At 68.6% G+C, this 20401-nt stretch carries 19 protein-coding genes; 12 read left to right on the forward strand and 7 right to left on the reverse strand.

Going from position 1 to position 20401, the window contains the following annotated elements; translation table 11 throughout:
• The first annotated feature begins 5 nt into the window (after window positions 1–5).
• The 6 genes from SBI67_RS19305 to SBI67_RS19330 all read left to right on the forward strand — a co-directional run bounded on the left by SBI67_RS19305 (window position 6) and on the right by SBI67_RS19330 (window position 7175).
• Complete coding sequence (locus tag SBI67_RS19305; protein WP_318982120.1) at window positions 6–1289, forward strand: acyltransferase family protein; 1284 nt, start codon at window positions 6–8, stop codon at window positions 1287–1289.
• The gene (locus SBI67_RS19310) at window positions 1289–2509 is read left to right on the forward strand and encodes a lipase family protein (protein ID WP_318982121.1); all 1221 of its coding nucleotides are present in this window, start codon (window positions 1289–1291) and stop codon (window positions 2507–2509) included. The genes SBI67_RS19305 and SBI67_RS19310 overlap by 1 nt, the downstream gene beginning before the upstream one ends.
• A 492-nt stretch (window positions 2510–3001) precedes the next feature.
• On the forward strand, window positions 3002–4498 hold the full coding sequence (locus SBI67_RS19315; RefSeq protein WP_318982122.1) for a sugar transferase: 1497 nt from the start codon (window positions 3002–3004) through the stop codon (window positions 4496–4498).
• Window positions 4499–4576: 78 nt separating this feature from the next.
• Window positions 4577–5845, forward strand: coding sequence for a lipase family protein (locus SBI67_RS19320; protein WP_318982123.1), 1269 nt, complete (start codon window positions 4577–4579; stop codon window positions 5843–5845).
• Window positions 5835–6647 carry a biotin--[acetyl-CoA-carboxylase] ligase gene (locus SBI67_RS19325; protein WP_318982124.1) on the forward strand — a complete coding sequence of 271 codons (813 nt, stop codon included), beginning with the start codon at window positions 5835–5837 and terminating at the stop codon, window positions 6645–6647. Before SBI67_RS19320 ends, SBI67_RS19325 begins: the two co-directional genes overlap by 11 nt.
• 9 nt (window positions 6648–6656) lie before the next feature.
• Window positions 6657–7175: a PH domain-containing protein gene (locus SBI67_RS19330; protein WP_318982125.1), complete on the forward strand. Its 519-nt coding sequence runs from the start codon at window positions 6657–6659 to the stop codon at window positions 7173–7175.
• Here SBI67_RS19330 and SBI67_RS19335 read toward each other — a convergent pair.
• Entirely contained in the window at window positions 7130–7783 is a 654-nt protein-coding gene (locus tag SBI67_RS19335; protein ID WP_318982126.1) for a GtrA family protein, read from the reverse strand. The two genes, SBI67_RS19330 and SBI67_RS19335, sit on opposite strands and share 46 nt — an antisense overlap.
• A 95-nt stretch (window positions 7784–7878) precedes the next feature.
• Here SBI67_RS19335 and SBI67_RS19340 point away from each other — a divergent pair, with 95 nt between their 5' ends.
• Genes SBI67_RS19340 through SBI67_RS19350 form a run of 3 tightly spaced genes read left to right on the forward strand, consistent with a single transcriptional unit; the run spans window position 7879 to window position 10834 of the window.
• Window positions 7879–9105 carry a 5-(carboxyamino)imidazole ribonucleotide synthase gene (locus SBI67_RS19340; RefSeq protein ID WP_318982127.1) on the forward strand — a complete coding sequence of 409 codons (1227 nt, stop codon included), beginning with the start codon at window positions 7879–7881 and terminating at the stop codon, window positions 9103–9105.
• A gap of 4 nt (window positions 9106–9109) precedes the next feature.
• Window positions 9110–9622: a 5-(carboxyamino)imidazole ribonucleotide mutase gene (gene purE, locus SBI67_RS19345; RefSeq protein WP_318982128.1), complete on the forward strand. Its 513-nt coding sequence runs from the start codon at window positions 9110–9112 to the stop codon at window positions 9620–9622.
• A 51-nt stretch (window positions 9623–9673) separates the two neighbouring features.
• Window positions 9674–10834, forward strand: coding sequence for an acyl-CoA dehydrogenase (locus tag SBI67_RS19350; RefSeq protein WP_318982129.1), 1161 nt, complete (start codon window positions 9674–9676; stop codon window positions 10832–10834).
• A 24-nt stretch (window positions 10835–10858) separates the two neighbouring features.
• On the opposite strand, the gene SBI67_RS19355 is transcribed toward SBI67_RS19350, so the two are convergent.
• From SBI67_RS19355 to SBI67_RS19365, 3 genes are all read right to left on the reverse strand, one after another.
• Complete coding sequence (locus tag SBI67_RS19355) at window positions 10859–11659, reverse strand: class I SAM-dependent methyltransferase (RefSeq protein ID WP_318982130.1); 801 nt, start codon at window positions 11657–11659, stop codon at window positions 10859–10861.
• A gap of 91 nt (window positions 11660–11750) precedes the next feature.
• On the reverse strand, window positions 11751–12464 hold the full coding sequence (locus tag SBI67_RS19360; protein ID WP_318982575.1) for a TIGR03089 family protein: 714 nt from the start codon (window positions 12462–12464) through the stop codon (window positions 11751–11753).
• Window positions 12465–12466: 2 nt separating this feature from the next.
• On the reverse strand, window positions 12467–13945 hold the full coding sequence (locus SBI67_RS19365; RefSeq protein WP_489685564.1) for an LCP family protein: 1479 nt from the start codon (window positions 13943–13945) through the stop codon (window positions 12467–12469).
• Between the two features lie 166 nt (window positions 13946–14111).
• Here SBI67_RS19365 and SBI67_RS19370 point away from each other — a divergent pair, with 166 nt between their 5' ends.
• The 3 genes from SBI67_RS19370 to manB all read left to right on the forward strand — a co-directional run bounded on the left by SBI67_RS19370 (window position 14112) and on the right by manB (window position 17190).
• A complete protein-coding gene (locus tag SBI67_RS19370; protein WP_318982131.1) occupies window positions 14112–15167 on the forward strand; it encodes a glycoside hydrolase 5 family protein in 1056 nt (351 codons plus the stop codon).
• A 65-nt stretch (window positions 15168–15232) separates the two neighbouring features.
• Window positions 15233–16108, forward strand: a complete 876-nt coding sequence (locus SBI67_RS19375; protein WP_318982132.1) for a glycosyltransferase family 2 protein — start codon at window positions 15233–15235, stop codon at window positions 16106–16108.
• A 2-nt stretch (window positions 16109–16110) separates the two neighbouring features.
• Window positions 16111–17190, forward strand: coding sequence for a mannose-1-phosphate guanylyltransferase ManB (gene manB, locus SBI67_RS19380; protein WP_318982133.1), 1080 nt, complete (start codon window positions 16111–16113; stop codon window positions 17188–17190).
• Here manB and SBI67_RS19385 read toward each other — a convergent pair.
• From SBI67_RS19385 to cofD, 3 genes are read right to left on the reverse strand one after another with little or no spacing between them, the layout of a single operon-like run.
• A complete protein-coding gene (locus SBI67_RS19385; protein WP_318982134.1) occupies window positions 17172–17720 on the reverse strand; it encodes an NUDIX hydrolase in 549 nt (182 codons plus the stop codon). The genes manB and SBI67_RS19385 overlap by 19 nt on opposite strands.
• A complete protein-coding gene (locus tag SBI67_RS19390) occupies window positions 17717–19081 on the reverse strand; it encodes a coenzyme F420-0:L-glutamate ligase (RefSeq protein ID WP_318982135.1) in 1365 nt (454 codons plus the stop codon). Before SBI67_RS19390 ends, SBI67_RS19385 begins: the two co-directional genes overlap by 4 nt.
• On the reverse strand, window positions 19078–20085 hold the full coding sequence (cofD, locus tag SBI67_RS19395; protein ID WP_318982136.1) for a 2-phospho-L-lactate transferase: 1008 nt from the start codon (window positions 20083–20085) through the stop codon (window positions 19078–19080). Before cofD ends, SBI67_RS19390 begins: the two co-directional genes overlap by 4 nt.
• Window positions 20086–20401: the final 316 nt, after the last annotated feature.

Here is a 20401-nt window from a genome sequence, read left to right on the forward strand (position 1 = left end):
ACGCCATGACTGATACCAACGCCGCCCGCGAGGACGCCTCGCCGGTCGAGCCCGCCATCGAATCGCAGGTGCTGGCGACGTCGCCGACGCATCGGCGCATCATCGGTCTCGACGGGGTGCGGGGACTGGGCTGCCTGGCCGTCGTCGCGGGTCACGTCGGGATCGCGTATTCGCCGATCGTGCACCACAAGGCGAAGTTGGACATCCTCGGGCTGGCGCTCATCCTGTTCTTCGTCCTCAGCGGATTCCTGCTGTTCCTGCCCTATATCCGCAAGCTCGCCAAGCCGGCCGACAAGGCCACCATGCCCGACACCCGCCAGTACGCGCTGCACCGCGTGTTCCGGGTGTTCCCCGGCTATCTGGTCATCTTCTTGATCTGCAACTTCGTGCTGCAGGTGGCCTACATACAGAACTCCGCGACCCAGCAGCTGGGCACCGACCAGGGCACCGGCATGATCACCGATCCCTGGGAGCTGCTGGCCAATCTCACCCTCACCCAGACCTACGTCCCGGAGTACGTGCAGACGGGCATCAGCCCGTCCTGGTCGTTGACGCTGGAGATCGCGTTCTACGTGTCACTGCCGCTGCTGGGCATGCTGTTGTTCGGGCTGCGCAAGCGCACCGCTGTCGCGCCGTTGGCGCTGGCCTGCCTGGCCCCGGCCATCCTGCTGGTGCTCGGCGTCGTCGGCCGGTTGTTCGCGCCGCTGGTTTTCCGGGCCACCGGGGAGACCAGCGTGGCCATGCAGAACTGGGGGCCGAACTGGGCCGCGGTGTTCATGCGCAGCTTCCTGACCAATGCCGACCTCTTCGCGTACGGCATGTTCGCCGCCATCTTGTTCGTCGCGATCGAGCAGGGGGTCATCGGCCCTCGCGCCGCCAAGCGGATCTGGGTGTACTCGATCCCGGGGCTGCTCGTCGCGATGGTGGCCGCGCTGGCGATCACCGTGACGGGCAGTGCCTTCGCCACGGCCGGAATCGGTTTTGTCTCAGCCATTTTCATCATCCTGATCGTGCTGCCGCTGGCGTGGGGCGGGGATTCCAAACTCGCCAGGTTCCTGGATTACAAACCGTTCCACTTCGTCGGCGTCATCTCGCTGTCGGTGTATCTGTGGCATTACCCGATCCTGTTGCTGCTGGGCCGTTACGGCCTGGCTGCCGGCGACACCTGGGCCGGTATGTTCCGCAATATCGCCGTCGTGGCGGCGGTGACGATCGTGTTGGCCACCGCCACCTACTACCTGGTCGAGAAACCCGGGCTGGGGCTGGTCAAGCGATTCCGGAAGAGTTGATGCGACACAAGCTGTGGTGGGGCGGGTCGGCCCTGGCCGTCGTGCTGGTTGTCGTGATCGGCATCGTGCTGGTGACCCGACGCGAGGATGCCAAGCCGACGGGGCAGGGCGCCGAAACGGGGGCGCAGCCCGTGGCGGGCGCCCAGCTGGGTGGACAGGATCCCGGTGCGCTGGTGAGTGCGAGCACCATGCCCGAGTTCAACAAACGGGCCCAGGGCGCGGCGATCAACGCGGCCCGGGTGATCTACCACTCCACCGAGGGCGACACCGGCGCGCCCACCCAGGTGTCGGCGTCGGTCTTCGTGCCGCCGGGTGACGCGCCGGCCGGCGGCTGGCCGGTCATCGCGCTCGGTCACGGCACCGTCGGTATCGACGAGCCCTGCGCACCGTCGCTGTCGGCCTCGCTGCTGAGCATGGCCGAGGTGGTCGACAAGTTCATCGCCACCGGCTACGCGGTGACGCTGGCGGACTTCCAGGGGCTGGGTGCGCCGGGTGTGCACCCGTACCTGGATTCGATGACGGCGGGCCGCAACATCATCGATTCGGTGCGGGCCCTGCGCAAGACCTTCCCGAACGTGTCCGACCGATGGGCGGCCTGGGGCGGTTCGCAGGGTGGTGGGGCGGTGTGGGCCGCCAGTGAGCTGGCCGGCAGCTACGCCCCCGACCTGAATCTCATCGCGACGGTCGCGCTGGCGCCGGCCGCCGACGTGGCCGGCCTGGTCGACAAGGCCGTCGAGGGCACCCTGACCAAGGAACAGTCGGCGGCCCTGGCCCTGGTCATCGAGTCGATCGCGCGGCTGGATCCGGCGATCAACCGCGACGACTACCGGCGCGGCATCGTCGCCGAGAAGTGGGATGTGCTGATCGCATGCGCCGGTGATGCGGTGCGCGACCGCGCGGACGTCATCGACAAGATCAAGCCAGGCGACGTCGCCCCGCACGACGCGGCGGCGGCCGACCGGCTGCGTGCACACCTGCGCGCGTGGGCGTTGCCCCAGCAGCGGTCCAGCGGGCCGCTGTCGGTGACCTACGGCGGCGAGGACGAGTACATCGACCCGGCGTGGACCGCCCACGCGATCGAGGCCGCCTGTGCCATGGGCACGCAGCTGATCTCCCAGTTCCAGCCCGAGCACGGTCATGGCGACCTGGATGTCGGCGAGCAGTTCGGCTGGCTGCTCGACCGGATGCACGGAACCCCCGCCGGCGGCGGCTGTGCCTGAGCCGGCGGCGGCTGTGCCCGAGCCAACCGCCGGCTGTGCTGAACCGCAGGCTGTGCTGAACCGCAGGTCAGTGCCTATTAGGTGGCCGCAAGGTGCCCCGTTGGCGGCCCGTTAGCTGCATCGTGGCGGCGCGGCCGGTGTCGCGTTTGCGATATCAACATGAGTTGGTACAACGCAAAGGTCGTCACCATAGTTGACAGGTTTCGACGGCAACGTAAATATTGTGGTTGGTTTACCCGGCCCGCAGTCGTGTTTCGTGGTTAGATCGCACTGTCCGCGCGGCGGCGGACCAACCCCTTGGTTGGCCACCGCGCAAAGTCGTTCGGGACGACGGGCAACGGTCGGGAACCGGTGGGTGCGACATCGCTCACACAGGGAAAAACAGGCGCCGGATATTGCAACTTACGCAAAAGAAAGCGATAGTTTAAGCGGGCCGCTATAGCCCGCGAGCAACAATGTTCGACTGGCGCAGCAAAGAAGGTGGACCACCAGGTGACTCTTGTGAGAGAGACGGCAGCGCCAGCCGCCCTGCAACGTGCCGAACCTGCGGTTGCCCATGTCGGTGGGTTGCATTGGCAGCGTCGTTACGTTCTTGCCCTGACCATCACCGATGTCTTCGTGGTCGGTGCGGCGATGGCGTGCGCCCAGATGGTCCGGCTCGGCCGGCCAGTTACCGATTTCGACCCGCTCACCAAGTACTTCGGCCTGCTGTCGGTCATCTTCGGATTTATGTGGCTCGGTTTGCTGACGGCGTACCGGTCCCGGTCGCCACGAGTGGTCGGCGCCGGCATGGAGGAATACCGTCGCGTCCTCTCGGCCACCCTGTCCACGATCGGCGTCGTCGCGGTCACCCTGATGATCTTCCGGCCGGAGTACGCGCGCGGTTATCTGGCGTTGGCCTTCCCGCTCGGACTGGTGTTCCTGATGCTCGGGCGCAGCGGCTGCCGTCGCGTGCTGAACTTCTACCGCCGCCGCGGACGCTGCGTCACCTCGGTGCTGGCCGTCGGCAACCCGGTGGCGGTCAAGAGCCTGGTCCAGTCGCTGGACCGGACCTGGTGGTACGGCTACTCGGTGGTCGGCGTCTGCCTGACCGGCCGGCCCGGCGGCGGCACCCTCGAGGTGCCCGGCGTGGGCGCGCTGCCCGTGCTCGGTGACGAAGGTCAGGTCGAGGAGGCCATTGCCCGGGTCGGCGCCGACACCGTCGCGCTGACCGCGACCGAACACCTCGGCCCCGAAGGCGTGCGCGAGCTGTCCTGGGAACTGGACCGCCTCGGCGTGGACCTCGTCGTCTCACCGGGCATGGTCGACGTCGCTGGTCCCCGCCTGACCATGCGTCCGGTGGCCGGCCTGCCGCTCATCCACGTGGAGAAGCCGCAGTACAGCGGCACGAAGAAGCTGCAGAAGCGGGCATTCGACGTGTGCGTGGCGGTGACCGTGCTGCTGATGGCCTTCCCGCTGCTGCTCGCCAGCGCGCTGGCCATCAAACTCACCAGCCGTGGACCGGTGTTCTACCTCTCCGAGCGGATCGGCCTGGACGGCAAGCCGTTCCGGATGATCAAGCTGCGCACCATGGTCCAGGATGCCGACCAGATGGTGGCCGGCCTGGCCGACAAGAACGAGATGGACGGCGGCGTGCTGTTCAAGATCCGGCAGGACCCGCGGGTCACCCCGATCGGCCGGATCCTGCGCCGCTACAGCGTCGACGAGCTGCCGCAGTTCATCAACGTGCTGAAGAAGGAGATGAGCGTGGTGGGCCCGCGCCCGCCGCTGCCGAGTGAGGCCGACTCCTACACCCATCAGGTGCGCCGACGGTTGCTGGTGCTGCCAGGTATCACCGGGCTCTGGCAGGTGAGCGGCCGGTCGGACCTGTCCTGGGACGACTCGGTCCGCCTGGACCTGTCCTACGTGGAGAACTGGTCCATCAGTGGTGACCTCGTCATCGCCTTCAAAACCGTGCGGACCGTGCTGGGCGGGGTCGGCGCGTACTGACCGGGACCGACCGGTCATCGACCACGGCTTCGGTAGCGTGGATTCGTGCCGCGGTCCGTATCCGAAACCCCATCTGAGATGCCATCCGACCCGCGGGCACCGACTCGGTCGCGCCGCATCAAGCGCACGCTCGTCGCGCTCGCGCTGACCGCCGTCGTCGTCGCCGAAATTGCGGTGGCCGTGGCGCTCCTGCCGTTCGCGGTGCCGGTCGGGCTGGCCTATCTCAATCTCTTCCCCTCCTCCGGTGGCGCCCCCGTCCCGGTGCAGACCGCCGATATGAGCGGATCCGGGCCCGGCACGCTCGTGTCGGCCACCACGATGCCCGGGGTGACCCGCAGGATCGAGGCGCGGGGGCTGCGGGCCGCGCGGGTACTGTACCGGTCCACCAACGGAGACACCGGCGAGCAGACCGTGGTGTCCGGGTCGGTGTTCGTCCCGACCGGAACCCCGCCGCCGGGCGGCTGGCGGGTGGTCGCCGTCGGGCACGGAACGCTCGGCATCGACGGGCCCTGCGCACCGTCGTTGTCCGACAACATGATGGGGCTGCTGCCGTTCGTCACGGCGTTCACCGGCCGCGGTTTCGCCGTCGCGGTCGCCGACTACGAAGGCTTGGGCACCAAGGGAAACCACCCGTACCTCGATGCCCGCACCGCCGGACTGAACATCATCGACAGCGTGCGCGCGCTGCGGCACACCTTCGCCGACGTGTCGGCGGTCTGGATGGCGTTCGGCCACTCCCAGGGCGGCGCGGCGACCTGGGCCGCCGACGAGCAGGCCGGCCGGTACGGCACCGACCTCAAGCTGATGGGCGCGGTGGCCGCGTCACCGGCCGCCGACGTCTCGGGCTTCGTGGACAAGGCGCTGGCGCATACCCTGACCTCCGATCAGCTGCTGGCCATGCCGGTCATCGTGGAGTCCTTGGCCCGCAGGCATCCCGATCTCAACCGCGACGACTACCGGTCCGGTGCGGCCACCAAGTACTGGCAGGTGCTCACGGCCTGCCAGGCGCCGGAGATCTATCAGCGCGGTGACGCCGGCGCGCAGTTGCGCCCCGAGTTCGTCGCGCCCCGCAATGCGGCCGCGGCCGACCGGCTGCGTCAGCTGCTGCGCGACTGGGCGCTGCCGCAACGTCCGCTGTCGGCGCCGCTGTCGGTCTGGTACGGCGGCGCCGATACGCTGGTCGACTCGGCCTGGACGGCCGCAGCGATCGCGAAGGCATGCGCCATGGGAGGAACGGTGACGGTGCAGTTCGAACCGGGTAAGGGACACGGGGATGTCGACTTGGCGTCCCAATTGGATTGGATGGCAAAACGATTCGCCGACCAGCCGGTGCGCAATGACTGCTGAACCGCGGGCCTTGGACGCCGCGGCGCTGGGCGCCGCACTCGATACCGCGGCGGGACCGTGGCGTCGCCTGGACATCGTCGAGGTCACCGGATCGACCAATGCCGACCTCATCGCGCGGTCCCGCGGCGGTGACGACATCGCCGGGGTGGTGCTGCTGGCCGAGCATCAGACCGCCGGTCGCGGACGCGGCGGACGGTCGTGGGCGGGCGTGCGGCACGGGCAGATCATCATGTCGGTGGGCGTCGCCACCGACGGCGTCGACGAGCAGCACTGGGGTCTTGTCCCGCTGCTGGCCGGCGTCGCGGTCGTCGACACCTTGTCCGCGTCGGGCATCCGCGCCGGGCTCAAATGGCCCAACGATGTGCTCGTCGGCACCGCCAAGATCGCCGGGATCCTGGCCGAGGTGGCCGCCCCGAAACCCGTCATCGTGCTGGGGATCGGGCTCAATGTCGCCGTCCGGCCCGAGGAGATCGGGCAGCCGCAGGCCACCTCGGTGTATCAGCTCGGGGTCCAGGCCGATCGCACCGATATCGTTCGGACGTTGTTGGCGCGGCTGGGGGAGCGGGTCGGGCAATGGCGGGCCGGTGACACCGACGCGCTGCTCGACGACTACCGCGCCCGCAGTGCGACCTTGGGGGCCCGGGTGCGTGCCCAGCTGCCGGGTGGCCGGGACATCGTCGGCACGGCCGAGGCCATCGACGGGCAGGGCCGGCTACGGATCGGCACCGAGCGCGGCGGTGAAGTGGTCTCAGCGGCCGATATTGTGCATTTGCGGCCCGCGGGCGACGCGGTGGTTGAGTAAAGTCACACCGTGGGCTACCCGGAGAACGTGCTGGCCAAGGACGAGCGCGTGGTGCTGCACCGGCATCCGCACTGGAAGCGGTTGATCGGCGCCGCGCTGGTGCTGCTGCTCGCCACCGCGCTGGCGGCGTTCGGCGCGGGTTGGGTGAACCAGACCGACTGGGACGGCAACGCCAAACGGATCCTGTTCGCGGTCATCGGCGTGATCTGGCTGATCCTGGTGGGCTGGCTGACGGTGTGGCCGTTCCTGAATTGGTGGACAACGCATTTCGTCATCACCGACCGCCGGGTGATGTTCCGTCACGGCCTGCTGACCCGCAGTGGCATCGATATCCCGCTGGCCCGGATCAACAGTGTGGAATTCCGGCACGGTCTGCTGGACCGGGTGCTGCGCACCGGAACGCTGGTCATCGAGTCAGCGGCGCAGGATCCCCTGGAATTCCACGACATTCCGCGGGTGGAGCAGGTGCACTCCCTGCTCTATCACGAGGTCTTCGACACCCTGGGGTCGGAGGAATCGCCCAGTTGAGCGCTGCGGCGTGACCGTCGCAGCGGGGTGACGGTGCCGCTGGCCTGCTCGTGATGGTCCTCGAACGCCTCGGCGATACCGCCGGCGGTGAGCGTGGATTCCAGTGCCTTGTCGGGGTTGCGTGCGAACTCGTCGGGGAAGACGAAACGGCGGAACGCCCAGAACCGGAACGCCATCTGCAGCAGGTTGCCGATCACGTAGGCCGAGACGAAGTCGGCGATGTTCTCGACGGTCAGCGACACCTCGGGCACGCGCAGCCCCAGCATGTAGCTGGACACCCACAGCGGGGCCATGCTCAGCAGCACCCCGACGCCGCTGACCACGAAGAACAGCAGCGCCTCGTGGTGGCGTTCGCGGCCGCCGCGGTCCTTGAAGCTCCACTCCCGGTTGAGGATGTAGGAGGCGATCACCGCCACGATGCCGGCGATGATCTTGGCGGTCACCGGCTTGGGTTCCAGCACGGTGAGCTTGAGGGTGTAGAAGATCGCCGAGTCGATGACGAAGGTGGTGGCACCGACCAGCGCGAATTTGATCAGTTCATGGTGCCGCTCGGCGAACGGCCGGATCGGGCGGGGCAGCCGCGCGATCGTGGCATCAGCAAAGGACACGAAGAGACACTCTACGGAAACTCACTGGCCAACGTGAACCTGCGCAGGTCGCGGTGGGTGTGTGAGCCCTCCCCGCGTCGTGAAAACATGGTGCCGTGCCACGTACCCCCAAGAGCTCAGCCGCCCCCGTCGTCGCCATGATCGGGGGCGGGCAGCTGGCCAGGATGACCCACCAAGCGGCCATCGCCCTCGGTCAGACCCTGCGGGTACTGGCCGCGGCCGCTGACGAGCCGGCCGCGCAGGTCAGTCCGGACGTGGTGCTCGGCGCGCACACCGATCTGGAGGCGCTGCGCCGGGCCGCCGCCGGAGCCGATGCCCTGACCTTCGACCACGAACACGTGCCGACCGCGCATCTGGAGCAACTGGTCGCCGAAGGGGTCACCGTCGCACCGCCGCCGGAGGCGCTGATCCACGCCCAGGACAAGCTGGTGATGCGGCGCAGGCTGGAGGCGCTCGGTGCGCCGATCCCGCGCTATTCGGCGGTGGCAAGCGTGGACGATGTCGACGCGTTCGCCGCCCGGATCGGTGGCCCGGTGGTGATCAAGACCATCCGCGGCGGGTACGACGGCCGCGGTGTGGTGCTGGCCCGCGACCTGGCCCACGCCAGGGAGGCGGTCGCCGGATATCTGGCCGACGGTGTCGAGGTGCTCTTGGAGGAGCGCGTCGCCATGCGTCGGGAGCTGTCGGCCCTGGTGGCGCGCTCGCCGTTCGGGCAGGGCGCGGCGTGGCCGGTGGTGCAGACCGTGCAGCGCGACGGAATCTGCGTGGAGGTCATCGCGCCGGCGCCGGGCTTGCCGGCACAGGTGGCTGCCGAGGCCGAGGCCCTGGGCCTGCGGTTGGCCGACGAGCTCGGGGTGGTCGGGGTGCTGGCCGTGGAGCTGTTCGAGACCACCGACGGCGCGATCCTGGTCAACGAATTGGCGATGCGCCCGCACAATTCCGGGCACTGGACCATGGACGGTGCCCGCACCAGTCAGTTCGAACAGCATCTGCGCGCGGTGCTGGACTACCCGCTCGGTGACACCGCAGCGCTGGCCCCGGTGACGGTGATGGGCAATGTGCTCGGTGCGGCGCAGACCCCGCAGATGTCGATGGACGAACGGGTGCACCACCTGATGGGCCGGATGCCCGACGCCAAGGTGCACCTGTACGGCAAGGGGGAGCGGCCGGGCCGCAAGATCGGGCACGTCAATATCGTCGGCAGCGGGGGAGAGGGGTCCAGCGATGACCCGGAATACGTTGCGGCACTGAGGGAACGAGCGCAGCGGGCGGCGCACTGGTTGTCGCACGCCGAGTGGACCGACGGATGGGACGGACACTAGATCCATGACCGAGAAGTTGAGCCCCCGCGTCGGGGTCATCATGGGCAGCGACAGCGACTGGTCGGTGATGGAGGCCGCCGTCACCGCACTGGCCGAGTTCGATATCCCGTTCGAGATCGGGGTGGTGTCCGCACATCGCACCCCGGGCCGGATGCTGGACTACGCCCAGACCGCGGCGGGCCGGGGTATCGAGGTGATCATCGCCGGCGCCGGCGGGGCCGCGCACCTGCCGGGCATGGTTGCGGCGGCCACCGCGCTGCCGGTGATCGGTGTGCCGGTGCCGCTGGCGCGCCTGGACGGGCTGGACTCGCTGTTGTCGATCGTGCAGATGCCGGCCGGCGTGCCGGTCGCGACGGTGTCGATCGGCGGGGCGCGCAACGCGGGCCTGCTCGCGGTACGGATTCTCGGCGCGAGTGATGCCGCGCTGCGCTCCCGAATGGAGGCCTTCCAAGCGGGTCTGGAGCAGATGGTGCTGGAGAAAGACGCGGCGTTGCGCAGCCGACTGCTCGGCGATTGAGTGAATCGGGATTAACCGGCTATGGTTACTGGCGAGTAGCGAGGAGATCCGATGGTTGCCAACCCGTCCTTTGACCTGTTCCAGCTGTCCGACGAGCACAATGAGTTGCGCACCGTGCTGCGCGCCCTGTGTGAGAAGGAGATCGCGCCGTACGCCGCCGAGGTGGACGCCCAGGCGCGTTACACCGACGAGGCCCTTGCCGCGCTGGACGGCTCGGGCTTCTCCGCTGTCTTCATCCCGGAGCAGTACGGCGGTCAGGGCGCCGACGCCGTCGCCGCGTGCATCGTCATCGAAGAGGTGGCGCGGGTGTGCGCCTCGTCCTCGCTGATCCCGATCTGCAACAAGCTCGGCACCACCGGCCTGCTGATGCGCGGCTCCGAGGAACTCAAGCAGAAGGTGCTGCCCTCCATCGCGGCCGGTGAGGCCACCGCCTCCTATGCGCTCAGTGAGCGCGAAGCCGGTAGCGACGCCGGTGCCATGCGCACCAAGGCCGTGGCCGACGGTGACGACTGGATCCTCAACGGCACCAAATGCTGGATCTCCAACGGCGGCAAGTCCACCTGGTACACCGTCATGGCGGTGACCGACCCGGACAAGGGTGCCAATGGTATCTCGGCGTTCATCGTGCACAAGGACGACGAGGGTTTCTCGGCCGGCCCCAAGGAACACAAGATGGGTATCAAGGGTTCGCCGACCACCGAGTTGTACTTCGAGAACTGCCGCATCCCGGGCGACCGGATCATCGGCGAGCCCGGCACCGGTTTCAAGACCGCGCTGGCCACCCTGGACCACACCCGCCCGACCATCGGTGCGCAGGCCGTCGGCATCGCGCAGGGGGCGCTGGACGCGGCGATCGCCTACACCAAGGAGCGCAAGCAGTTCGGCAAATCCATCGCCGATTTCCAGAACACCCAGTTCATGCTGGCCGATATGGCGATGAAGATCGAGGCCGCCCGGCTGATGGTCTACACCGCGGCCGCCCGCGCCGAGCGGGGCGAGCCCAACCTGCAGTTCCTGGCCTCGGCGTCGAAGTGCTTCGCCTCGGATGTGGCCATGGAGGTCACCACCAACGCCGTGCAGTTGTTCGGTGGGTACGGCTACACCGTGGACTTCCCGGTGGAACGCTTCATGCGCGATGCCAAGATCACCCAGATCTACGAGGGCACCAACCAGATTCAGCGTCTGGTGATGTCGCGTCAGCTGCTGCGCTGAGCCGAAGACGATCGCCGGGTCGCGTCACTTCCAGAGTGACGCGACCTTGCGGTAGGCGGCGCGTGCGGTTTCGCTGCGCCGGGCGATGTGCACCGGATGGACGGGCACCGGCACCAGCACGCTGACCGGATGGTTGACGAACACCGACTCGAACACCGCCGTCATGGTGCGGTCGGCGTACGCCCGGTCCAGCGCCGTGCGGTACCGGTCGGCGTGCTCGGGCTGGGTGAACAGCACCTTGTTGTAGCCGATGTAGAAGGGCACCAGCGCGCCGCCCTGCTCGAGGTAGTGCACGGTGCCGACGCACACGCCGGGCCACTGCTGGTTGAAGACGTCGTCGGCGATCACGACGCCGCCGTCGATCAGGCTCTTCTCGGCCAGCCGCATATCGCTGAGCACGATCTCCTCGGTGTGGCCGCCGTCGACCGAGAACAGCCGCACGCCGGACAGAGCGGGGATGTCGCCGGGCACGATCTGGGTGGAATCGCCTTGGTGCACGACCAGGTCGGTGCGGTCGGCCCAGCGGTCCAGGTTGCGCAGGAATTCGCTGCGGTTGCCTTCGCCGGACTTGTCGATGTTCGCGGCCTGGTTCTCGAAAAGGTCGATCGCGATGGCGTGCTCACCCGCTTGCTGAAGCAACTTCATGGCGATGAAGAGCTGGCCGTGATGGACGCCGATCTCGGCGATCGGCCCGCGGATACCGGCGGCCCGCTGCAACTCGTCGACGGCCTGTAGCAACCCGATGGCCGAGGACTCCGTATAGCCCTGCACACGGCGATGGCCGAAGTGCCGATATGCAGCGAATCTCATCGCGATGCTTCCCACCTGTCACAGGGTACTCATGAGGGGCCCGTCTGGCCCATAGCATGACATTATTGACGGAAAAGGATATTTAACGCGAGCGGTGCCGCCCCGCTCAGCCCTTGGTGACCTTCTCGGTCCCGCGCCTGCGCTCCATCGCACCGGCATCCGGGTTTGCCACGAGCACCAGAGAGGCGCCCGCCGCGAACACCGCGAGCAACTCGGTGATCAGATCCTCGGTGGTATGCCAGCCCGCCGTCGACATGACGCGGTCGGTGTCGGACAGGCCGCGCGCGCCCGCCGCGTCCGTCGCTGCGGCCAGCACCTGACTGACGGTCCGGCCGTTCAGGGCGGGGCCCGGTGCGCGTTCGGGGATGATCTGGTCGCCGTGCACCCGCACCGCGGTGGCGTAGTCGGTGATCCCGACCGGCAGGCCGGGCGCCGGTTTCCCGAACGGGTCCAGGGACAGCACCACCACCTCACCGGCCGCCGCGGCGGCATCGGCGTCATCGAGCCGGTCCGCGGTGCACAGCGCGATATCCGCGTCCGCTGCTTCCGGTCCGAACACCGCTTCCGCGCCGATCCACCAGATACCCAGCAGCACCGCGGCGGTCTGCCAATGGGCGGGCAGCAGCACCGCCACCCGGCTGCCCGGTCCGGCGCCGAGTTCGTCGCGCAGCAGGTTGGCGGTCTTGGCTGCCCAGTTGGCCAGCGTCACCGTCGACAGTTCGATGCGCTCACCGCTGGCGTCGTCGTAGTAGGTGATGCGCGGCCCGACGGGGTCGCGGCGCAACAGCGGATCCAGCAGTGCCGCGCTGATCGTGGCCATCTTCAGTTCACGCACGCCGGGTCGTCTGACCCCGCGGTGAGGATGGGCGACGGCGGCGGGGGCGGCTCGGCCGTGTCACCGGAACCGCCCGCGCTCTGCTCGATGACCGCGGAGTCGCCCGACAGCCCGGTGGGGCCGTCCAGGCCCGAGCCCGGCCCGGTGTAATCGGAGGACAGCACCACGCGCACCGTCCCCGGTGCCAGCGTGGCATCCTCGACCACCGGAAGGTTGCCGAGCTCCTTCGAAATTGCTTGCGCGCCAAGGTCATCGGTTTTCGCTGCCTGCACCTGGCTGTTGGCGACGTGTTCGCCCTCGTTGTTGCCCACCGCACCTGCGGTGAAACCCTTGCTGGTCAAGACCTGCTGCACCGACCCCGCCAACCCGTTGATATCGGTGTCGTTGACCACGTCGGCGGTGGTCTTCTCCGGCGAATAACTGAGCTGCTCGGTCTTGCCGGCGGCCTGGTCGCTGAGCAGGCTCTCCACCCAGTCGTGCACCTGAACCGGGTCTACCCGCACGACGCTCTGCATACCGTCGTCGCTCCAGCCGTCCTCCTGCAGGATCGGGATGGTCGCGAAAGCCACCGATCCGGCGGCCAGCTTCTGCAGCTGTTGGATGAAATCCATGATGTCCCAGCCGTCGGAGAGCACCACCGAACGCTGAACCGCATCCTGCAGCCGATTGAGGGTGGATGGGCTGGACAGTGTCTTGCCCGAGATGACCTCGTGCGCCAGCGAGGCCATCACCGACTGCTGGCGGGTCACTCGATCCAGGTCGCCGCGGGGCAGGTCGTGGCGTTGCCTGACGAAACTCAGCGCCTGCGGACCGTTCAGCTTCTGCCAGCCGGCCGGGAAGTCGGCGCCCGAAAGAGGTTCGTACACCGGATTTTTCAGGCACACGTTCACGCCGCCGAGGGCATCGGTGATGAGCGAGAAGCCGAGCAGCCCGATCTCGGCGTAATGGTCGACGGTCACGCCGGTGAGCTTGGCGACGGTCTTGATCAGCGCTTCCCGCCCGGCCTCGGTCGCCTTGGGTTCGGCCGTGGCGGGGTCCTCGCCCTGCACCTCGACCAGCTGCTTCATCTTGTCGAGCTTTACCTCGCCGAAGACACCGTTGATCTTCATCTTGCCCAGCCCCGGGGCATCGACATAGGAATCGCGGGGGATCGAGATGGCCGTCGCCGAGCGCCCGTTGTTGGGGATGCGGACCAGGATAATGGTGTCGGTGTTGGTCGACACGTCGTCACCGGCGCGCAACGTGGCCAGTTCCTCGGGCGACAGGGGATTGCCGTGCGCGTCGGTGCGGCTGTCCAGGCCGACCAACAGGATGTCGATCGCGCCGTCGTCACCGCCGCCGCCCAGCGCCGCCGAGTTGACGTGGTTGATGCCGTCCTCGAACGAGCGCACGGTGCTCCAGGCCACACCGGTGCACACCACGATGGCGGCAGCAGCGATGACGGCGATGGTCCGGGTCACCTTCACGCGTGCTCTGCCTCCCGGGCCGGTTTCTGCATTGGCTCAGGCTACTGGCGCTACCGCCGAAGTTGCGGGAGCGCGCACCCGGCGTGCCAGCGCGCATCGCGCAGGCCCGGCGCTCAGCAGATCCGCAGGTGCCGGCCATCTGCGCAGGTCCGGTACATTGGCGGGCATGAAGACGCCGCTGCGCAGGGTTCTCGGCCGGTTCGTGATGTTGGTCGTGCTGGTCATCTCGATGGGGGCGGTGTCACCGGTGACGGCGCAGGCTGCGGTGGTAGCGCCGGCCGACGGCTACGGATTCGCCCAGGGCTACACCTGGGCCACCGGCAACCCTGGTGATGCCAGCCGCGAGATCGACGCGGTCGCCAAGACCACGGCCTCCTGGATTCGCGTGCCGGTCGACTGGGGTGTCATCGAGGGCAGCAAGGGCCAGTACAACTGGGGTTACCTCGACAATTTGGTGAACTCGGCCGGCGCGCACAAGCTGCGGGTGCTCGGCATCATCTCCAACACGCCGCTGTGGGCGCGGCTGGAGGGCGCACAGCTGCTGTTCCCGTCGTCACCGCCGCGAAACCCGGCTGATTACGGGGCCTTTGCCGCGGCGGCGGCGAAGCGTTACGCCGGCCGGATCAACGCGTGGGAGATCTGGAACGAGCCGAATCTGCCGCTGTTCATGGGCTTCGCCGACAACAAGGCGGGCCGGTACGCGGACATGCTGAAGTCGGCGTACGGCGCCATCAAGTCGGTGCAGCCGGGGGCCACCGTGATCGCGGCCGGGCTGAGCCCGCTGGACGGGCCGGACTCGCCGCCCGGATTCCTGCAGCAGCTCTACGACGCCGGTGCCGGTGGCTCCTTCGATGCTGCCGCCGCGCACCCCTATGTATTCCCCGGTGGTCTGGCCGCCGACAGCAACCACGGTTGGTCGGATGTGCTGCGCATGCGCGATGTGATGAATGCCCACGGCGACGGTGGCAAGAAGATCTGGCTGACCGAGATGGGCGCGTCGACCAGCGACATCCCCGGTGACGGTGTCAGCCAGCAGGAGCAGGCCAAGCAGATCACCGACGTGCTGGCCGCGGCCGCCGCGGTGGGCTGGACCGGTCCGGCCTTCATCCACGCGGTGCGCGATCTGGACACCGGAAACCGCAATGACCGGGAGGCCAACTACGGCGCGCTGCTGACCTCGGATTGGCAGCCGAAGTTCACGGCCGGAGTGCTTGCCCGTTAGGCGTTTCGGACGCGGTGCCGGTGAGGTGCAGGACACAGCGTGGCACGCCGCTACCCTCTACGACCGTGAGTGACCACCTCTTCATCGTGACGGTGACGTACTCACCGGGCCCGCATCTGGACCGTTTCCTGGCTTCGCTTGCGCATGCCACCGAGCGGCCGGTGACGGTGGTGATGGCCGACAACGGCTCCACCGACGGCAGCCCCGAAGAAGCGGTGCAGCGCTACCCCAATGTGCGGTTGTTCCACACGGGCTCGAATCTGGGGTACGGCACCGCGGTCAACCGCGCGGTGGCCGAGTTCGTCACCGACGGTGACTGGCTGGTGGTGGCCAATCCCGACGTCCAGTGGGGCCCGGACAGCATCGACGAGCTGTTGGCCGCCGCGCAGCGGTGGCCGGCCGCCGGCTCGCTGGGGCCGCTGATCCGGGATCCGGACGGCACGGTGTACCCGTCGGCGCGGCATCAGCCCAGCTTGATCCGCGGCGGTATGCACGCGGTGATCGGCCCGGTGTGGAAGAACAATCCGTGGACGGCCGCCTACCGGCAGGAACGGCTCGCGCCGAGCGAGCGCCCGGTGGGCTGGCTGTCGGGGTCGTGTCTGTTGCTGCGGCGGGCGGCGTTCGACCAGATCGGCGGATTCGACGAGCGCTACTTCATGTATATGGAGGATGTCGACCTGGGGGACCGGCTGACCGCCGCCGGGTGGCAGAACGTCTACGTACCGTCGGCCGAGATCGTGCACGACAAGGGCCACGCGGCCGGCCGTGATCCCGCGAAGAACTTGGCCGCGCATCATCGCAGCACCTACACTTTCCTCGCCGATCGGCATCCCGGCTGGTGGCGGGCACCGTTGCGGTGGACTATTCGGGGGGCCCTGGCTGCCCGGGCTGGACTCGTCGTCGGACATTCCCGGCGCAGACAGGCGAAAGGACGGCTCTAGGCATGGTCGATCCGGCGAAAGTCGATGCCGTCATCCTGGTCGGTGGGCAGGGCACCCGGTTGCGCCCGCTGACCCTGTCGGCGCCCAAGCCGATGTTGCCGACGGCCGGGCTGCCGTTTCTGACCCACATGCTCTCCCGCATCGCCGCGGCCGGGATCGAGCATGTCGTGCTGGGTACGTCGTATAAGGCCGAGGTGTTCGAGGCGGAGTTCGGCGACGGTTCCAAGTTGGGCCTGCACATCGAGTACGTCGTGGAGGAGCAGGCGCTGGGCACCGGGGGCGGTATCGCCAACGTCGCCTCGAAACTGCGGCACGACACCGTGCTGGTCTTCAACGGTGACGTGCTGTCCGGGGCCGACCTGGGGGCGTTGCTGGCCTGCCATGAGGAGCACCAGGCCGATGTCACCTTGCATCTGGTCCGGGTCAGTGATCCCAGGGCGTTCGGCTGTGTGCCCACCGACGCCGCCGGGCGGGTCACCGCCTTCCTGGAGAAGACCGAGGATCCGCCGACCGACCAGATCAATGCGGGCTGCTACGTCTTCCGGCGCGAGCTCATCGACGAGCTGCCCAAGGGTCGGGCCTTGTCGGTGGAGCGTGAGGTGTTTCCCGCGCTGCTGACGCAGGGCCGCAAGGTGTGCGGTTATGTCGACAACTCGTACTGGCGGGATATGGGCACGCCCGATGATTTCGTGCGCGGTTCGGCCGACCTGGTGCGTGGGATCGCACCGTCGCCGGCGCTCAACGGTCAGGCCGGGGAGCGGTTGGTGCACGACGGCGCCGCGGTCGCCCCTGGCGCGCTGCTGATCGGCGGCACCGTGGTGGGTCGCGGTGCCGAGATCGGCGCGGGAGCGCGGCTGGACGGTGCGGTGATCTTCGACGGCGTGCGGGTGGCCGCGGGTGCGGTGATCGAACGGTCCATCATCGGATTCGGCGCCAGGATCGGACCCCGCGCGCTCATCCGCGACGGCGTGATCGGTGACGGCGCCGATATCGGCGCGCGGTGCGAACTGCTGCGCGGCGCCCGGGTGTGGCCCGGGGTGACCATTCCCGACGGCGGGATCCGTTACTCCACCGACGTCTGACGTTGCCGCGCCGCGGCACCGAGTGCGGCCAGGGCCGGGTCACCCTCGGGCAGCGCGTCCAGCGGCCACCACCGCAGATCGAGTGATTCGTCGCTGCGCACGATATCGGCGCCGGCCGGCGCGCGAACGACGAACTGCAGATCCAGATGCCGGGTGGGCAGGCCGAGCGAGCAGGTCAGCGGGTGCACGTGCACGCGTGCCAGCCCGGCATCCAGGCGCAGCCCGACGATCCCGGATTCCTCTGTCGCCTCGCGCAGCGCGGCGGCGGTGATGTCGACGTCCTCGTCCTCGCAGTGCCCACCCAGTTGCAGCCAGCGCCCGATCCGCGGGTGCAGGGTCAGCAGTGCCTGGGTGCCGGAGTCGTCGAGCACCAAGGCCGACGCCGTGATGTGGCCGGGTTCGCAGGCTCGCCGGCAGGCGTCCGGGCGGCCCAGCACGAAGGCCAGCACCGCGTGCCGCAGGGCGTCCTGCTCGGAATCGGGTGCATCCCAGCGGGTCAAGGTGTCGACGACGGAGGCGTGCAGGGTCATCTGATCAGCAGCAGACCGTCGGTGCCCGCCGGCTCCCGCGGCGCGGGCGGTTCGAGTGGATGGCCGATCGCGATGGCGCCCAACGGCTCCCAGTCCTGGGGTAACTCGAGCTCCCGGCGGACGGTGTCGGCGGCGAAGATCGTCGACCCGATCCAGCAGCTGCCCACCTCCCGGGTGGCCAGGGCCACCAGCAGTCCCTGCACCGCGGCGCCGGCGGCCACGGTGAACATGGTGTGTTCGGCGGCCGTGCGGGCCGGGTCCGGATAGCTGTGCGCACCGTCGGGAACCATGAACGGGATGACGACTTCGGGGGCGTCGTAGAGGATCTGGCCCCGGCCCACCCGCCGGGCGACGTCATCGGGGGAGCGCCCGTCACCGCTGAGATCGGATTCCCAGCGCCGCTTCATCGCATCCAGAAGTCTTGTGCGGATGGCCGGTTCGCGCAGCCAGACGAACCGTACGGGACGGGTGTGATGCGGCGCGGGCGCCGTCAGCGCCTCGGCCACTGCCGCCTCGATCAGGGCGGGGTCGACGGGGTCGGGCGCGAATCGGCGGATGGAGCGGCGCAGCAGCTGGGCCTGGCTGCGGCCCAACGCGATTGCCTCGGCGGTACCCAGCCAGAACAGGTCGTCCTCGCCGTTGCGCACCAGGGTGCGGCCGCCGGAGCCGTCGTCGTACAGGGTCAGGCCGCGCACCACGGCCACCGGGACACCGGTGAGCTTGCCCTTCACCAGATCCGCGGCGGCGGCCAGTTCGTCGGCGACCGCGATCTCGGTGACGATCAGTTCGTTGCCGAAACCGTCGTGCGAGCCGCCGTATCCGTGCAGTACTCGCAGACCGGCCGCGCCGATGGCGACATCGGTCTGGCCGTTGCGCCAGGCGCGGCCCATGGTGTCGGTGACCACGACGCCGACCCGGACCCCGAGCCGCTGGGCCAGGCCGTCCCGCACGGCGGCCGCGCTGCGGTCCGGGTCCACCGGCAACAGCGCCAGTTCGGCGGCGTCGACGTTGGAGCCGTCCACGCCGGCCGCGGCCTGGATCAGCCCGAAGGCGTTCTCGGTGATCAACGTGCGGCCCTTGCGAGCGAGCACGCGGACGGCCTCGTCGTCGATGAGTTTGCGGCGCAGCGCGTCCCGTTGCTCGGGGTCCGACGGTGCGGCGACGATCCGCCCCTCGGCCTTGGACAGCACCTTGCTGGTGACCACGACGACATCGTCGTCGCGCAGCCAGTCGGCGGCGGCGGCGATGGCCGCCGCCACGTCGTCGCCGGGCCGGAACTCGCCGAGGCCGTGGACGGGAATGATCTCGATTCCCGCCGAGCTGCCGTGGTCGGTGCCATGGTCGGTGTGCGCCGATGTCACAGTGTCAAGCCTGCCAACCGGATACCGGCGCGCACCATCTCGGCGGTGGCGGCCGGATCGGTCATCAACAGTGGCGCCTGCTGCACCCGCACGCCCTCGATGTCGGCGGTGTCGCCCCGGTCGATCAGCCAGCCGTCCAGGATGCCGGTGCCGCTGCGGGCGCCGAAGTGCGCACCGACACCCTGCGACGAGGATTCGACGCCGATCACCCGCAGGCATTCGTCGGCCATCCCGCGCAACGGCTTTCCGGCCACGATGGGGGAGTACCCGATCACCGGGGCCGCGGTGGAGCGCAGTGCGCCCCGGATGCCGGGGACGGCCAGGATGGTCCCGATGCTCACCACCGGGTTGGACGGCGCCAGCAGCACGACATCGGCGCCGGCGATGGCCTCGAGCACACCCGGTGCGGCGGTGGCCTTGTCGGACCCCACGAAGGCGAAGCTGTGCGTCGCGATCTGCGCGCGGTAGCGCACCCACCACTCCTGGAAGTGGATCGCCCGGCGTTCGCCGTCGGGATCGGTGACCACGACATGCGTTTCGCTGCGGTCATCGGTGACGGGCAGCAGCCGTGCGCCGGGCTGCCACCGGTCGCACAGCGCCTCGGTCACCTGGGACAGCGGATAGCCGGCGCGCAGCATCTGGGTGCGCACCAGATGGGTGGCCAGATCGCGGTCGCCGAGGCCGAACCAGTCCGGCTGCACGCCGTAGGCGGCGAGTTCCTCCTTGGCGTGCCAGGTTTCGTCGCGGTGACCCCAGCCGCGTTCGGGATCGATTCCGCCGCCCAGGGTGTACATGCAGGTGTCCAGGTCCGGGCAAATACGTACGCCGAACATCCAGGCGTCGTCGCCGACGTTGACCACGGCGGTCAGTTCATGCTCGGGCGTCTGACCTTCGGCCGCAGCCGGGCTGTCGTGGCTGGCAAACTGCCCCAGCCCCAACAGATGCTGCACGCCGAGCAGGAACCGGGCGCCACCCACGCCGCCGACCAAAACGGTGACTTTCACGCTTCAGACCCTAGGCCAGCGCGCCGGTGTGGCCGACATCGCGGCGGATGTGGCGAACACGCCGGTGCAGGGACACGCCGGATCTATGTCACGAGATGGTATGAAAATGCCTTCCACCGCTTGACCCTGGCAGCTAACAAGTGTCTAATCACATCAGTGTCATTTCGCGGTTGCAGCCCCGGTTTCGGTGTCGCAGACCAAGATTCGATCACATGTTCGAAGGTGTTCGACAGTGAGCGTATCGGGGATGGCCTTACACCACAATAGTGATGGCGGGAGTGGAGCTCCGTAGGGCTCCAATATGGGGACTATTAAT

Origin of the sequence: Mycolicibacterium chengduense (genome assembly GCF_033741155.1) — a bacterium.
Classification (GTDB): Bacteria; Actinomycetota; Actinomycetes; order Mycobacteriales; family Mycobacteriaceae; genus Mycobacterium.